The following is a 13,187-nucleotide window of genomic DNA, read 5'->3' as shown; positions in this document are numbered from 1 at the left end:
GCCGATCCTGGCAGCCTTCGCACCGCTGACGGGGGCTCCCTCGTCAGGCTGTGGATAAGCGCTTTCTGCCTACGCCGGGCGGCTGCATAGACTGCGAATATGACTGTTCCCGCGCTGGCGATGAACAACGGCGTCGAGATCCCGCAGCTCGGCTTCGGGGTGTTCCTGGTGCCCGATACCGAAACCCAGGTGGCTGTCCGGACGGCGCTGGAGACCGGTTACCGGCACATCGACACCGCCAAGCTGTACCAGAACGAAGCCGGCGTCGGGGCCGCGATCGCGGAGTCCGGTGTCCCCCGCGACGAGCTGTTCGTGACCACCAAGGTGTGGAACTCCGAGCAGGGGTACGACTCCGCGCTCGCGTCCTTCGAGGCGTCGATGGGCCGGCTGGGTCTGGAGGTGCTGGACCTGCTGCTGATCCACTGGCCCGCGCCGGCTCTCAACCGCTACGTCGACACCTGGCGTGCCTTCGAGAAGCTGTACGCCGAGGGCCGGGTGCGCGCCATCGGGGTCTCGAACTTCTCCATCCCGCACCTGCAGCGGCTGCTCGACGAGTCGTCGGTGGTTCCGGTGATCAACCAGATCGAGCTGCATCCGCTGCTGCCCCAAGCGCAGTTGCGCGCCTTCCACGCAGAGCACGGCATCCTCACCGAGGCATGGTCGCCGCTGGCCCGCGGCGGCTCGGTGCTCACCGAGGAGGTGATCGCCGGCATCGCCGCCCGGGTCGGCAAGACCCCGGCCCAGGTGATCCTGCGCTGGCACATCGAACTGGGCAACGTGGTCATCCCGAAGTCCGTGACGCCGGCCCGGATCCAGGAGAACTTCGACATCTTCGACTTCCGCCTGACTGCCGAGGACCTCGAGGCGATCGCCGGGTTGGAGACCGGGTACCGGATCGGCCCGCATCCGGACACCTTCAGCCGCGCCTGAGACGGGTTGACGAGCATGACGACCACCGGGCCGATCGACGAGCAGCAGCTGAGGATCGTCCCTGCCAACGAGGCGTCCTGGGACGACCTGACCGCCATCTTCAGCGCTGACTACGCGGCGCGCTGCCTGTGCCAGCGCTTCACGATCCGGGGTTGGATCTGGCGCGACTCCACCGAGGAGGAGCGCACCGCGATGCTGCAGTCCCAGACCGGCTGCGGCAACCCGGACGCCCGTGCGACCAGCGGCCTGGTGGCCTACGTCGACGAGGAGCCGGCCGGCTGGGTGGCGGTCCAGCCGCGGACGGCGTACCCCAAGCTGCGCACCTCGCGGATCCCGTGGTCCGGGCGGGCCGAGGACAAGGACGACGACGGGGTCTGGGCGGTGACCTGCATGGTGGTCCGCAAGGACTACCGGGGCCGGGGCCTGACCTACCCGCTGGCCCGAGCCGCCGCCGACTTCGCCCGCGAGCGCGGCGCCCGGGCGCTGGAGGCCTATCCGATGATCACCGAGCCCGGCAGGGAGATCACCTGGGGCGAGCTGCACGTCGGCCCGCGGCAGGCATTCTCCGACGCCGGCTTCACCCAGATCAGCCATCCCACCGCTCGGCGGGTGGTCGTCCGGATCGACTTCTGAGCCGGCCGGCGTCAGGAGGCCGACAGCGCGGCGGCCACGATCTGCTGGGCCTCGTCCTGGATCCGGGCCAGGTGGTCCGGCCCGTCGAAGGACTCGGCGTAGAGCTTGTAGACGTCCTCGGTGCCCGACGGCCGGGCGGCGAACCAGCCGCGCTCGGTGGTGACCTTCAGGCCGCCGATCGCGGCGCCGTTGCCCGGCGCGGTGGTGAGCCGGTCGGTGATCGGGTCGCCGGCCAGCGTCGAGGCGCTCACCTGCGACGGCGACAGCTTGGCCAGCACCGCCTTCTGCTGCCGGCTGGCCGGCGAGTCGATCCGCGCGTAGGCCGGCTCGCCGAACCTCGCGGTCAGCTCCCGATAGTGCTCCGAGGGGGACTTGCCCGTCGTCGCCAGGATCTCCGAGGCGAGCAGGCACAGGATGAGGCCGTCCTTGTCGGTGGTCCACACGCCGCCGTCGCGTTGCAGGAACGACGCCCCGGCCGACTCCTCGCCGCCGAAGCCGACCGAGCCGTCCAGCAGGCCGGGGACGAACCACTTGAACCCGACCGGCACCTCGATCAGCTTGCGTCCGAGATCAGCGGCCACCCGGTCGATCATCGAGGAGCTGACCAGCGTCTTGCCGACCGCGGCGTCCGCGCGCCAGCCGGGCCGGTTGGCGTACAGGTAGCCGATCGCGACCGACAGGAAGTGGTTGGGGTTCATCAGCCCGCCGTCCGGGGTGACGATCCCGTGCCGGTCGGCGTCGGTGTCGTTGCCGGTGGCGATGTCATACAGCGTCGCGCCGCTGCTGTCGCGCTGCATCCGCTGGATCAGCGAGGCCATCGCCGCCGGCGAGGAGCAGTCCATCCGGATCTTGCCGTCCCAGTCCAGGGTCATGAAGCCGAACTGCGGGTCGACGTCCGGGTTCACCACGGTCAGGTCCAGCCCGTAGCGCGAGCCGATCTCGCCCCAGTAGGCCACCGACGCCCCGCCCAGCGGATCGGCGCCGATTCGGACGCCGGCCGATCGGATCGCGTCCAGGTCGAGGACGCCGGGCAGCGCCGAGACGTAGGCGTCGAGGAAGTCGAACCCCTGGACGTGCTCGGAGGCCACCGCACGCTCGTACGGGATGCGCTTGATCGTCGCCGCCCCGGCGGCCAGCAGCTCGTTGGCGCGGTCCTGGATCCACCCGGTGATGTCGGTGCCGGCCGGGCCGCCGTCCGGCGGGTTGTACTTGAAGCCGCCGTCGGCGGGCGGGTTGTGCGACGGGGTGACCACCACACCGTCGGCGCGCCCGGACGCGCGGCCGCTGGAAGCACTGTTGTAGTCCAGGATCGCGCGCGACACCGCCGGGGTGGGGGTGTAGCCGTTGCGGGAATCGACCATGAGGGCGACCTCGTGGGCGGCGAACACCTCCACCGCCGACCGCACCGCGGGCTCGGACAGCGCATGGCTGTCCGCGCCCAGGTACAGCGGGCCGTCGATGCCATGGACGGCGCGGTACTCGCAGATCGCCTGGCTGGTGGCCAGGATGTGGTCCTCGTTGAACGTGGTGTGCAGCGACGAGCCCCGATGGCCGGAGGTGCCGAAGCTGACCCGTTGCTCGGGGACCGAAACGTCCGGATGCAGCTGGTAGTAGGCCTCGACCAGGCTGCCGAGGTCGACCAGGTCTTCGGCTGCGGCCGGCTGACCGGCGCGGGAGTTGTGCGACATCGTTCGATCAAACCACTTTCTCCAGGCGGCTGAGCAGGTGCGTCCCCGGCCTGGATCGGGTAGCGTGCTCGATTAAGTTCAACCACTGAACAAATAGCAGGCAGGGACGCGCGATGACATTGACCCTCACTCCGACCAAAGCGGACCGGTTCTCCTTCGGGCTCTGGACGATCGGCTGGCAGGCCAAGGACCAGTTCGGCGACCCCACCCGCGGGCCGCTGGACGCCGTCGAGGCGGTGCACCGGCTCGACGAGCTCGGCGCCTACGGCATCACCTTCCACGACGACGACCTGATCCCGTTCGGCGCCGCGGCCGCCGATCGCGACAAGCAGCTCACCAGGTTCCGCCATGCCCTCGACGAGACCGGCATCGTGGTGCCGATGGTGACCACCAACCTGTTCACCCACCCGGTGTTCAAGGACGGCGGCTTCACCAGCAACGACCGGTCCATCCGGCGGTACGCGATCCGCAAGGTGCTGCGCAACATCGAGCTCGCGGCCGAGCTGGGCGCGGAGACGTTCGTGCTCTGGGGCGGCCGGGAGGGCAGCGAGTACGACACCGCCAAGGACGTCCAGGCCGCGCTGGACCGCTACCGCGAGGCGATGAACCTGCTCACCGAGTTCATCACCGACCGCGGCTATGGGATCCGGCTGGCCCTGGAGCCCAAGCCCAACGAGCCCCGCGGTGACATCCTGCTGCCGACCGTGGGCCACGCGCTGGCCTTCATCTCCTCCCTCGACCGCTCGGAGCTGGTCGGGGTGAACCCCGAGGTCGGCCACGAGCAGATGGCGGGGCTGAACTTCGTGCACGGCGTCTCGCAGGCGCTCTGGCACGGAAAGCTCTTCCACATCGACCTCAACGGCCAGCGCAGCATCAAGTTCGACCAGGACCTGGTGTTCGGCCACGGTGACCTGTTCAACGCCTTCGGCCTGGTCGACCTGCTGGAATTCGGCGGCCCCGGCGGCGGTCCCGCCTACACCGGTCCCCGGCACTTCGACTACAAGCCGTCCCGCACCGAGGACTACGACGGCGTCTGGGACTCCGTCCGCGCCAACATGCGCACCTACCTGCTCCTCAAGGAGCGGGCCACGGCGTTCCGGTCGGACCCGGAGGTGCTCCAGGCGCTGGCGCACGCCAAGGTCGGCGAGCTGTCGCAGCCGACCCTGAACGACGGCGAGGGCTACGCCGAGCTGCTGGTCGACCGCCAGGCCTTCGAGGACTTCGACGTCGATGCCGCCGGCGAGAAGGGCTACGGCTTCGTCCGGTTGAACCAGCTCGCGCTGGAACACCTCACCGGCGCCCGGTAAGCGATGGCCCTGGTTGCCGGGGTGGACTCCTCCACCCAGTCCTGCAAGGTGGTCATCCGCGACGCTGACACCGGGCGGCTGGTCCGGCAGGGCCGCGCCAGCCACCCCGAGGGCACCGAGGTGCATCCGGACGCCTGGTGGCAGGCGTTGCGGGCCGCCCTGGAGCAGGCCGGCGGGCTGGCCGATGTCGCCGCGCTCAGCGTCGGCGGCCAGCAGCACGGCATGGTCTGCCTGGATGCCGGCGGGAACGTGGTGCGGCCGGCGCTGCTGTGGAACGACACCCGGTCGGCTCCGGCTGCGGCCGATCTGGTTGCCGAGCTGGGCGCGGGGTACTGGGCCGAGGCGGTCGGCAGCGTGCCGGTGGCCTCGTTGACGGTGACCAAGCTGCGCTGGCTGGCCGAGCACGAACCTGACAACGCCGCCCGGACGGCCGCGGTGTGCCTGCCGCACGACTGGCTGAGCTGGAAGCTGGCCGGGGCACGCGAGCTCGCCGAGCTGGTGACCGACCGCTCGGATGCCTCCGGCACCGGCTACTTCGACGGCCGGAGCAACCGCTATCGCACCGACCTGCTGGTGCGCGGGCTCGGACACGAGGCGATGCTGCCCCGGGTCGCCGGTCCCGCCGAAGCCGCTGCCGAGGTTGCCGGGAACGCCGGCTCGCTGCTGATCGGGCCGGGCGCCGGCGACAACGCGGCCGGCGCGCTGGGCGTGCAGGTGGGGGAGAACGTGCTGGTGTCGCTGGGGACGTCCGGGGTGGCCTGTGCCCGCAGCGACATGCAGCCGGCCGACCCGAGCGGCCTGGTGGCCGGCTTCAGCGACGCGACCGGAGCCTTCCTGCCGCTGGTCTGCACCCTGAACGCCGCCCGGGTGCTCGATGCCACGGCGCGGTTGCTCGGCGTCAGCCTGGCCGAGCTCGGCGTCCTGGCGCTGGCGGCCGAGCCGGGGGCCGGCGGCGTGACGATGGTTCCCTACCTCGAGGGCGAGCGGACCCCCAACCTGCCGAACGCCACCGGCGCCGTGCACGGGCTGACCCTGGCCAACTCCCAACCGGCGAACCTGGCTCGGGCCGCGATCGAGGGCATGCTGTGCGGGCTGGCGGCCGGCCTGGACGCGCTCGTCGCCCAGGGCGTCTCGGCGCCGGGCGTGCACCTGATCGGCGGCGCAGCCCAGTCCGAGGCGGTTTGCCGGATAGCGCCGTCGGTGTTCGGGGTTGCGGTGACGGTGCCCCGGCCTGGCGAGTACGTGGCCGACGGCGCCGCCCGGCAGGCTGCCTGGGTGCTGACCGGCACGGCGCAGCCGCCGGACTGGGAGCTGACCGGCACGGCGTCCTTCGAGGCAGCCTCGACCGCTGGGCTGCGCGAGCGCTATGCCGACGCGGCGGCCAAGCACCTGAGCCGATGACGGCGCCGGGGGCTCCCGCCGGCCAGCAGACCGTCCGGCGGCACAACCTCAGCCTGATCACCACGGCGCTGGCCGCCGCGCCCAGTTCGCGCGCCGAGCTCGCCCAGCGCACCGGGCTGACCAAGGCCACCGTGTCGAGCCTGGTGGACGACCTGATCACCCGCGCGATCGTGGTCGAGGGCGAGCCGGCCAACGGCGGAGTCGGCCGGCCGGCCCGTCCGGTCCGGCTCGATCCGGACGGCCCGGTGGCCCTGGGCGTGGAGATCAACGTCGACTACACCGCTGCCTGCGTGCTGGACCTGACCGGTGAGCTGCGCTGCTACCAGCGCCACGTCGTGGAGAACCGGGCCAACGGGGCGGCCGAGGTGATCGAGCAGGCGGCAGCGGTCGCGCGCGCGGTGCTGGCTGAGGCCGGCCAGCCGCTGCTCGGCGCGGGCCTGGCGCTGCCCGGGGTGGTCGCCGACGACGGCACGTTGCTGCGCGCCCCGAACCTGCCGGGCCTGGCCGGCGCCCGGCCCGGGATGCAGCTGGCCGATGCGCTCGGCGCGCCGGTGCTGGTGGTCGACAACGAGGCGAACCTGGGTGCGCTGGCCAGCCTGCGGGCCGATCCGGCGGCGGGCCCGGACTTCGTCTACGTCTCCGGTGAGATCGGGGTGGGCGCCGGCCTGGTGGTGGCCGGGAAGCTGTTCCGGGGCGCCAGTGGCTTCGCCGGGGAACTCGGCCACGTGGTGGTCACCCAGGACGGACCGGACTGCGGCTGCGGCGGCCGGGGCTGCGTGGAGCAGTACGCGGGGCAGGACGTGCTGCTGCGCACGGCGGGGCAACCGGATCTGGAACGGCTGGAGGCCGCGGTGACCGCCCGGGACCCGGCGGCGCTGATCGCGGTCGCGCAGGCCGGCAGCGCGCTGGGGGTGGGGCTGGCCTCGCTGCTCAACGTGATCGACCTGCCGAAGGTGGTGCTCGGCGGGATGTATGCCCGGCTGTTCGCCGCGATCACCCCTCCGTTGACGATCCAGCTGAACCGGCGGGTGCTGGCGCCGCGCCGTCCCGGCCGGCTGAGCCGGTCCCCGCTGGGCGGTGATGCCGCCGTGCGTGGAGCCGCCGGCGCGGTGCTGGACCGGGCGCTGAGCGATCCGGCGGGTGTCGACTGGCCGGCGATCGTCTGACGAGCTGGTGTCCGGCGAGCGCAGGCGCGCAACGAGCGCTGGTGTCCAGCGAGTGCCAGGTGCGCTACCAGCGCAGGTGTCAGCGGGTCGGCCGGGAGTTCAGGTTCCAGTACCCCTTGGCGTACACCTCGGACCGGCTCAGGCCGAACCGGGCGAGCTCGTCGCGCACTGTCACGATCGCCCGGGACTCGCCGAGCAGGTAGGCATAGCCGGGGCCGGCGCCGGGGCGGACGTGCTCCAGCCCGCCGAGCAGCAGCTCGGGCGTCCCGGCCGGCCGGCCGTCGCGGGTCAGCCAGCGAACCTTCGCGTTGGGCGGCAGCGGATAGCGCTCGGAGCCATCCTCGATCTCGGCCAGCACCAGCAGGTCGCGGCCGGCAGCCTCGGCCAGCGCGCCGATCGCGGGCAGCCCGGACTCGTCGGTGAGCGCCAGCAGCCAGCCGGCCGGCGGCAGCGGCAACTCCCCGCGCGGGCCGAAGAAGCTCACCGGGTGGCCCGGCTCCAGCGACTGCGCCCAGCTCGATCCGGGTCCATGGCCGTGCAGCACCGCATCGACGACCAGCTGCTCGCCGGCGCTGGAACGCACGGTGTAGCGCCGGCGCACCTCGCGGCCGTCCGGGCCGGTCAGCACCACCGCGATGTCACAGGCCAGCGGCCAGTCCCGGCCGGCGATCTCCGGCGCGGTCAGGACGATCCGGCGCATCCGGGGTGACAACGTCCGCACGTCGGCCACGGTGGTCAGGAATTGACCGGTGCGGGTGATGCGTTGAACCTCAGGCATGGTGTGCCCAGGATGCCACTGCGGTGGTGCGGCAGACTCAGGTGGCAGGCGCCGCCCGGGTGGCGCACCGCGTTCGAACCCTTACATCGCCCTACAGAGGAGTGTCATGCCCACCGAACTGACCAAGGTCAACTACGTCACCGCCGCTACCGCCACCGGCGCCGGCCGCGCCGGCCACGTCACCAGCGCCGACGGCCTGATCGACTTCGACCTTGGCAAGCCCGGCAGCACGACGGAGCCGACGGTGAACCCCGAGACCCTGTTCGCCGCCGGTTACGCCGCGTGCTTCCAGGGCGCGCTGGCCAACCGCGCCAAGACCAAGGGAGTGGACACCTCGGACTCCAAGGTGACCGCGCACGTCTCCTTCGGCCCGTCCGAGGACGGCGGCTTCGGCCTGGCCGTCGAGCTCGAGGTCGAGATTCCGGGCGTGGACCCGGCCCAGGCGCAGGAGCTGCTCGAGCTCGCTCATCAGTTCTGCCCGTACTCCAAGGCCACCCGCGACAACATCGTGGTGACGCTCACCGCGGTCTGAGCGGGCTGCGTCTGCTCGATCCCATCCGGCGGGACCCCGCGTGCTGCAGAATGGACGTCATGGCCATCAGCGTGTTCGACCTCTTCTCGGTCGGGATCGGACCGTCGTCCTCGCACACCGTCGGGCCGATGCGTGCTGCCCGCACCTTCGTGCTCGGGTTGGAGGCTGACGGCCTGCTCGAGAAGGTCGGCCGGGTCCGGGTCGAGCTGTTCGGCTCCCTCGGCGCCACCGGCCGCGGGCACGGCTCCGATCGCGCGGTGGTGCTCGGGCTGGAGGGCGAGACCCCGGAGGACGTCGACACCAGCACCGTGCTGGACCGGGTCGCCGAGATCCGCCGGGCCGAGACGGTGCGGCTGCTGGGCAAGCATCCGGTCCAGCTGACCGCTGCGGACCTGGTGCTGCACCGGCGCTCCACGCTGCCCTTCCATCCCAACGGGATGCGGTTCACCGCCTTCGCGGCCGGGGACCCGGCTCAGGGCGAGCTGTCCGAGGGCCCGCAGTCGCCGTTGCGCGAGCGGACCTACTACTCGGTCGGCGGCGGCTTCGTGGTGGACGAGGACGCCACCGGTGCCGACCGGATCAAGCCCGACGACACCGTGCTGCCGTACCCGTTCACCACCGCGGCCGAGCTGTGCGCCCATGCCGAGGCCAGCGGGCTGCCGATCTCGCAGGTGATGCTGGCCAACGAGTGCGTCCGGCGTCCGGAGTCGGAGGTGCGCGCGGAGCTGCTCAGGATCTGGCAGGTGATGCAGGACTGCGTCACCGTCGGGTGTGCGCAGGGCGGGATCCTTCCGGGCGGGCTGAAGGTCCGCCGACGGGCGCCTGAGCTGTACCGGACGCTGTCGACAGACTCGTGGTCCACCGATCCGCTGCGGGTGATGGACTGGGTCAACCTGTTCGCCCTGGCCGTGAACGAGGAGAACGCCGCCGGTGGCCGGGTGGTCACCGCGCCCACCAACGGGGCGGCCGGCATCATCCCGGCCGTCCTGCTCTACTACCGCCGCTTCGTGCCGGGCGCCTCCGACGACGGGGTGGTCCGGTTCCTGCTGACCGCCGGGGCGATCGGCGTGCTCTACAAGGAGAACGCCTCGATCTCCGGCGCCGAGGTGGGCTGCCAGGGCGAGGTCGGCTCGGCCTGCTCGATGGCCGCCGGCGCGCTGTGCGAGGTGCTCGGCGGCACCCCGGCGCAGGCCGAGAACGCCGCCGAGATCGGCATGGAGCACAACCTCGGCCTGACCTGTGACCCGATCGGCGGCCTGGTTCAGGTGCCCTGCATCGAGCGCAACGCGATGGCGGCGGTCAAGGCCATCAACGCCGCCCGGATCGCCCTGCAGGGCGACGGCTCGCACATCGTCAGCCTGGACAAGGTGATCCGGACGATGCGCCAGACCGGCGCTGACATGCAGGCCAAGTACAAGGAGACCTCGCGCGGCGGCCTGGCGGTCAACATCATCGAGTGCTGATCTAGTAGTCCCACTCGTCGAAGGCCAGTTGGGCATCGATCCGGACGGTGTCGATGGCGCCGACGGTCACCGGATCAGCGGTTTCCACGCTGGGCTGGTTGTCGTAGCACTCCGAGCGGTAGGTACCGAACCCGGATGCCGGCCCTTGGGCGTTGTTGGCGTTGAAGCAGACCAGGTAACTGCCGGCATCCAATCCACTCAACGTGTAACGGCCCGTGTCATCGGTGTAGACGGGCCTGACGCGGGTGCCGCCCGGCGTCACTGCCCACACCACCACCCAGGCGAGCCCCGACGAGGTGCTGTCGGTGACGGCGCCGGTGATGGTGGCGCCGGGTTCGAGGCTGTCGTTCACCGTGGTCAGCTGGCCTTCGGCCACCGTTACCAGGGTTCCGGTGGTGGCGCCGTTCGGCTGGCTGTCGTAGCAGCCTCGCCGGTAGTTGCCATTGGTGAAGGTCGTGTCGTAGCAGACGGTGTACTGGCCGGCGCCCAAGCCCGCCAGTTCCCAGTAGCCGTTCTCATCGGTGATGGTGCTGTCGACCTCCGCACCGGACGGGTCGAACACCTTCGTCCAGACGCTGGGCACCGGGCTGCCGTCCGATCCGGATACCGAACCCCCGATCGCGCCGGCAACCCGAAGGCTGATGTTGTGCGTCGTCGTCTGGCCGGCGGTCACCTCGAAGCCGGGACCGCTCTCCGGGCACTCCCGGGCGTAGCCGTACGGGGCGCTCGGGGAGGTGTGCCAGGTCTCGGTCACGCAGAAGGTGTAGGCGCCAGGGACGATCCCGATGATGCGGTAGACGCCCTGCGCGTCGGTGGCGCCCAGGCCCCCCTGGCTCTGGCCGCTACTGGGCATCAAGTACATGTCCAGGCCGGGCATCGGGTTCCCCACTGGATCGGTCACCTTGCCGGTGACCGCTCCGCCCACCGCCAGGGTGGCGTTGATACCTGTCGTGGTATGCCCGAGGCTGACCGGGACCGCGGTGCCGCCGCCGCTCCACGGCACCTGGTTGTCGTAGCACTCGTCGACGTAGCCGGCGCTGGATGCTCCGGTGGCCCGGCCGGCAGAGAAGCAGACGTAGTAGTTGCCGGCGGGCAGACTCGGGTACGTGTAGCTGCCGTCAGCCGCGCTCGTCACCTCACTCGCGTGTTGCAGAGCGACTTCGATGATGTAGACGTGGACGTTGCCGATGCCGGCGCCGGACGGGTCGGTGAATCGTCCGCTGAATGCCCCGGCCACCGGGAGGTAGTCCCGGATGCCGGTGGTCATCTTGCCGGCCCGGACGGTGATCGGGGTTCCGCCGCTGCCGTCCAGGAGGAACGGCTGCTGGCGGTAGCACCCGGACAGGTAGCCGGTGGGGGAGGGGCCGTGCGTCGACGGGGTCGTCTCGTAGCACACGGTGTAGGTTCCGGGCGCGAGGTTGGTGATCCGCCAGCTACCGTCCGAGCCGGGGGTGGTCGACCCGGCATAGGCGCCGTTCAGCCGGACGATGACCCACGTCTCGGCGATCGGACCGCCCTGCTTGTCGGTCAGGACGCCTTTGACGCCGGTCTGGTCATTGATCGTCAAGGTAAGAGCGGTCAGCGTGCTGGGCGAGCTCAGGTTCTGCTGCCGGTCGGAGGCGTAGACCGCGTAGCTGTACGTCGTGCCACTGTCGAGCTTGCGGTCGGTGAACTCGGTCGCGTGCGAGCCGAGGACCGCCACCAGGGTGCCGTCCGAGCCCGACAGCGGCGGCTGGTCGCCGACCGCCCGCCGGATCAGCACGTGTGCCAGGTCGGCATTCTCAGGATTGCGCCACTCCAGGGAGATGGAATGCAACGTGTTGCCGGACACGGTGAGCCCGGTGACCGGGCCGGGCGCCGTGGTGTCCGTGGGCGGGGCCCGATGGGCGGTCTGGGCCGTGGGAGCAGCTGTGGGCGTCGCGTAGCTCTGGCCGGCCAGCGCGGTGGAGAGCAGCGCGCACGCGGCGAGGATGGACAGCAGGAGTCGCTTCATGACTGGACCTTTTCCGTTGAATCGGTTGGTTCGTCGTCACTCGGCTGGGCTGTCACTCGGCTGCCGCCGCGTCAGCGAGCACATACGTTGTCACAATGGACACCGTCCCGGCTTGGCGTACCACGCTCATTCGTGGTGCTACCTCTAGAGACGCCTGGCCGGGGCAATGGTTGCATTCAGCCCGGCTGAGGCGTAGGGCTGGCGGGTTGAGCCGCTTGGCCGGGTCCTGCCGCGTAAGACGGGCTGGGCAGGATCGCGGCGAGCGTTGCGATGGCGATGGCAATTGCGAAGTTCGACCGGCGCATGAAACGAACGGTCATATTAGGTTCTTAGATTGTCACAATGTGGCCCTACGAGGATGACCATTTAGAGCAATTTCAGATCGGTGCCTATTCGACACACCATGTGTTTCTCGGGTAGCCCGCACCGCTGCGCATCCGCAGTAAGCAGCCCGGGACAGCAGAAGGCCGCCTGACCTCTGCTGGGTCAGACGGCCCTGTGCCGTAAGTTGTTGCAGTGCCGGGACTTAGCGCATCGCGAGCCGCTGAGCCCCTGAGCAGGTGAGGTATTAGGCCGGTGCGTCGGCGAGTTCGGCGTCGATGCCGCCCCGTACCTCGCCGGCGGTGGTGGCGACCGGGTTGGCGGTGCTGGCGTCCGGTTGGTTGTCGTAGCACTCGGACAGGTAGCCGGTGCCGTTCGCGCCGCCTTCGGGGTAGGTCTGGAAGCACACCACCACGGCGCTCGCCGGCAGACCGGTGACCCGGTAGCGGCCGGTGTTGTCGGTGATGCCAGAACGGCCGAGGTAGGAGCCGTCGACGCCATAGATGTAGACGGAGACGTCCCAGATGCCGTTGCCGGCCGAGTCGGTGACCCGGCCGGTGATGGCGGCGCCGACGGCGAGCTCGGCGTCCACCCCGGCGCTGACCTGGCCGGCGGTGGTGTTGACCGGGTTGGCGGTGCTTGCCTCCGGCTGGTCGTCGTAGCACTCGGACTGGAATCCGGTGCCGTCGGCGCTGCCTTCTTCGCCGGGGTAGAAGCACACCACCACAGCGGTCGCCGGCAGACCGGTGACCCGGTAGCGGCCGAGGTCGTCAGTAGTGCCGACGGGGCTGAGGTACGAGCCACCAACACCAGAGGTCTGGACGAAAACGTTCGGGATGCCGTTGCCGGCCGAGTCGGTGACCCGGCCGGTGATCTTGGCTCCGACGGTGAGTTCGGCGTCGATGCCAGCGGTCACGGCCCCGGCGGCTACGTGCACCGGAGTGCTGGGAGAGCTGACGCTCTGGTCGTCATAGC

The 13,187-nt window shown here is 70.8% G+C and carries 11 protein-coding genes; 7 read left to right on the top strand and 4 right to left on the bottom strand.

The genetic code is table 11. From position 1 onward, the window contains the following. Nucleotides 1-99: 99 nt before the first annotated feature. The gene (locus tag VF612_RS10100; RefSeq protein ID WP_408659724.1) at nt 100-930 is read left to right on the top strand and encodes an aldo/keto reductase; all 831 of its coding nucleotides are present in this window, start codon (nt 100-102) and stop codon (nt 928-930) included. A gap of 15 nt (nt 931-945) precedes the next feature. Then, nucleotides 946-1,563 (top strand): GNAT family N-acetyltransferase, encoded by a 618-nt coding sequence (locus VF612_RS10095; RefSeq protein ID WP_408659723.1) that lies wholly within the window; start codon nt 946-948, stop codon nt 1,561-1,563. Between the two features lie 11 nt (nt 1,564-1,574). Here VF612_RS10095 and pgm read toward each other — a convergent pair whose 3' ends face one another. Beyond that, the gene (gene pgm / locus VF612_RS10090) at nt 1,575-3,251 is read right to left on the bottom strand and encodes a phosphoglucomutase (alpha-D-glucose-1,6-bisphosphate-dependent) (RefSeq protein WP_408659722.1); all 1,677 of its coding nucleotides are present in this window, start codon (nt 3,249-3,251) and stop codon (nt 1,575-1,577) included. A gap of 113 nt (nt 3,252-3,364) precedes the next feature. Between pgm and xylA the strand changes: the two genes are divergently transcribed. Genes xylA through VF612_RS10075 form a run of 3 tightly spaced genes read left to right on the top strand, consistent with a single transcriptional unit; the run spans nt 3,365 to nt 7,125 of the window. Further along, nucleotides 3,365-4,558, top strand: coding sequence for a xylose isomerase (gene xylA / locus VF612_RS10085; protein WP_408659721.1), 1,194 nt, complete (start codon nt 3,365-3,367; stop codon nt 4,556-4,558). 3 nt (nt 4,559-4,561) lie between these two features. Then, nucleotides 4,562-5,959: a xylulokinase gene (xylB, locus tag VF612_RS10080; protein ID WP_408659720.1), complete on the top strand. Its 1,398-nt coding sequence runs from the start codon at nt 4,562-4,564 to the stop codon at nt 5,957-5,959. After that, complete coding sequence (locus VF612_RS10075; protein ID WP_408659719.1) at nt 5,956-7,125, top strand: ROK family protein; 1,170 nt, start codon at nt 5,956-5,958, stop codon at nt 7,123-7,125. The genes xylB and VF612_RS10075 overlap by 4 nt, the downstream gene beginning before the upstream one ends. 79 nt (nt 7,126-7,204) lie before the next feature. On the opposite strand, the gene VF612_RS10070 is transcribed toward VF612_RS10075, so the two are convergent. Further along, entirely contained in the window at nt 7,205-7,903 is a 699-nt protein-coding gene (locus VF612_RS10070) for a siderophore-interacting protein (protein WP_408659718.1), read from the bottom strand. A gap of 106 nt (nt 7,904-8,009) precedes the next feature. Here VF612_RS10070 and VF612_RS10065 point away from each other — a divergent pair, with 106 nt between their 5' ends. Beyond that, a complete protein-coding gene (locus tag VF612_RS10065; protein WP_408659717.1) occupies nt 8,010-8,435 on the top strand; it encodes an Ohr family peroxiredoxin in 426 nt (141 codons plus the stop codon). Between the two features lie 59 nt (nt 8,436-8,494). Continuing rightward, nucleotides 8,495-9,898, top strand: a complete 1,404-nt coding sequence (locus tag VF612_RS10060; RefSeq protein WP_408659716.1) for an L-serine ammonia-lyase — start codon at nt 8,495-8,497, stop codon at nt 9,896-9,898. A 1-nt stretch (nt 9,899) separates the two neighbouring features. Here the strand turns inward: VF612_RS10060 and VF612_RS10055 are convergent, their stop codons facing one another. Together VF612_RS10055 and VF612_RS10050 are read right to left on the bottom strand one after the other, a co-directional pair. Beyond that, the gene (locus tag VF612_RS10055) at nt 9,900-11,891 is read right to left on the bottom strand and encodes a carboxypeptidase regulatory-like domain-containing protein (protein WP_408659715.1); all 1,992 of its coding nucleotides are present in this window, start codon (nt 11,889-11,891) and stop codon (nt 9,900-9,902) included. Nucleotides 11,892-12,459: 568 nt separating this feature from the next. Further along, nucleotides 12,460-13,187: carboxypeptidase-like regulatory domain-containing protein (locus VF612_RS10050; RefSeq protein WP_408659714.1), on the bottom strand; the 728-nt coding region annotated here is incomplete at its 5' end.

Origin of the sequence: Jatrophihabitans sp. (genome assembly GCF_036388195.1) — a bacterium.
Classification (GTDB): Bacteria; Actinomycetota; Actinomycetes; order Mycobacteriales; family Jatrophihabitantaceae; genus Jatrophihabitans_A.
Note: the sequence above shows the minus strand (reverse complement) of the source record. Positions and strands in the feature narration are given on the sequence as shown.

What these genes read in the sequence shown, in the direction of transcription:
- VF612_RS10100 (WP_408659724.1), top strand. Translation starts at nt 100, where the DNA reads ATGACTGTTCCCGCGCTGGCGATGAACAACGGCGTCGAGATCCCGCAG.
- VF612_RS10095 (WP_408659723.1), top strand. Translation starts at nt 946, where the DNA reads ATGACGACCACCGGGCCGATCGACGAGCAGCAGCTGAGGATCGTCCCT.
- pgm (WP_408659722.1), bottom strand. Translation starts at nt 3,251, where the DNA reads ATGTCGCACAACTCCCGCGCCGGTCAGCCGGCCGCAGCCGAAGACCTG.
- xylA (WP_408659721.1), top strand. Translation starts at nt 3,365, where the DNA reads ATGACATTGACCCTCACTCCGACCAAAGCGGACCGGTTCTCCTTCGGG.
- xylB (WP_408659720.1), top strand. Translation starts at nt 4,562, where the DNA reads ATGGCCCTGGTTGCCGGGGTGGACTCCTCCACCCAGTCCTGCAAGGTG.
- VF612_RS10075 (WP_408659719.1), top strand. Translation starts at nt 5,956, where the DNA reads ATGACGGCGCCGGGGGCTCCCGCCGGCCAGCAGACCGTCCGGCGGCAC.
- VF612_RS10070 (WP_408659718.1), bottom strand. Translation starts at nt 7,903, where the DNA reads ATGCCTGAGGTTCAACGCATCACCCGCACCGGTCAATTCCTGACCACC.
- VF612_RS10065 (WP_408659717.1), top strand. Translation starts at nt 8,010, where the DNA reads ATGCCCACCGAACTGACCAAGGTCAACTACGTCACCGCCGCTACCGCC.
- VF612_RS10060 (WP_408659716.1), top strand. Translation starts at nt 8,495, where the DNA reads ATGGCCATCAGCGTGTTCGACCTCTTCTCGGTCGGGATCGGACCGTCG.
- VF612_RS10055 (WP_408659715.1), bottom strand. Translation starts at nt 11,891, where the DNA reads ATGAAGCGACTCCTGCTGTCCATCCTCGCCGCGTGCGCGCTGCTCTCC.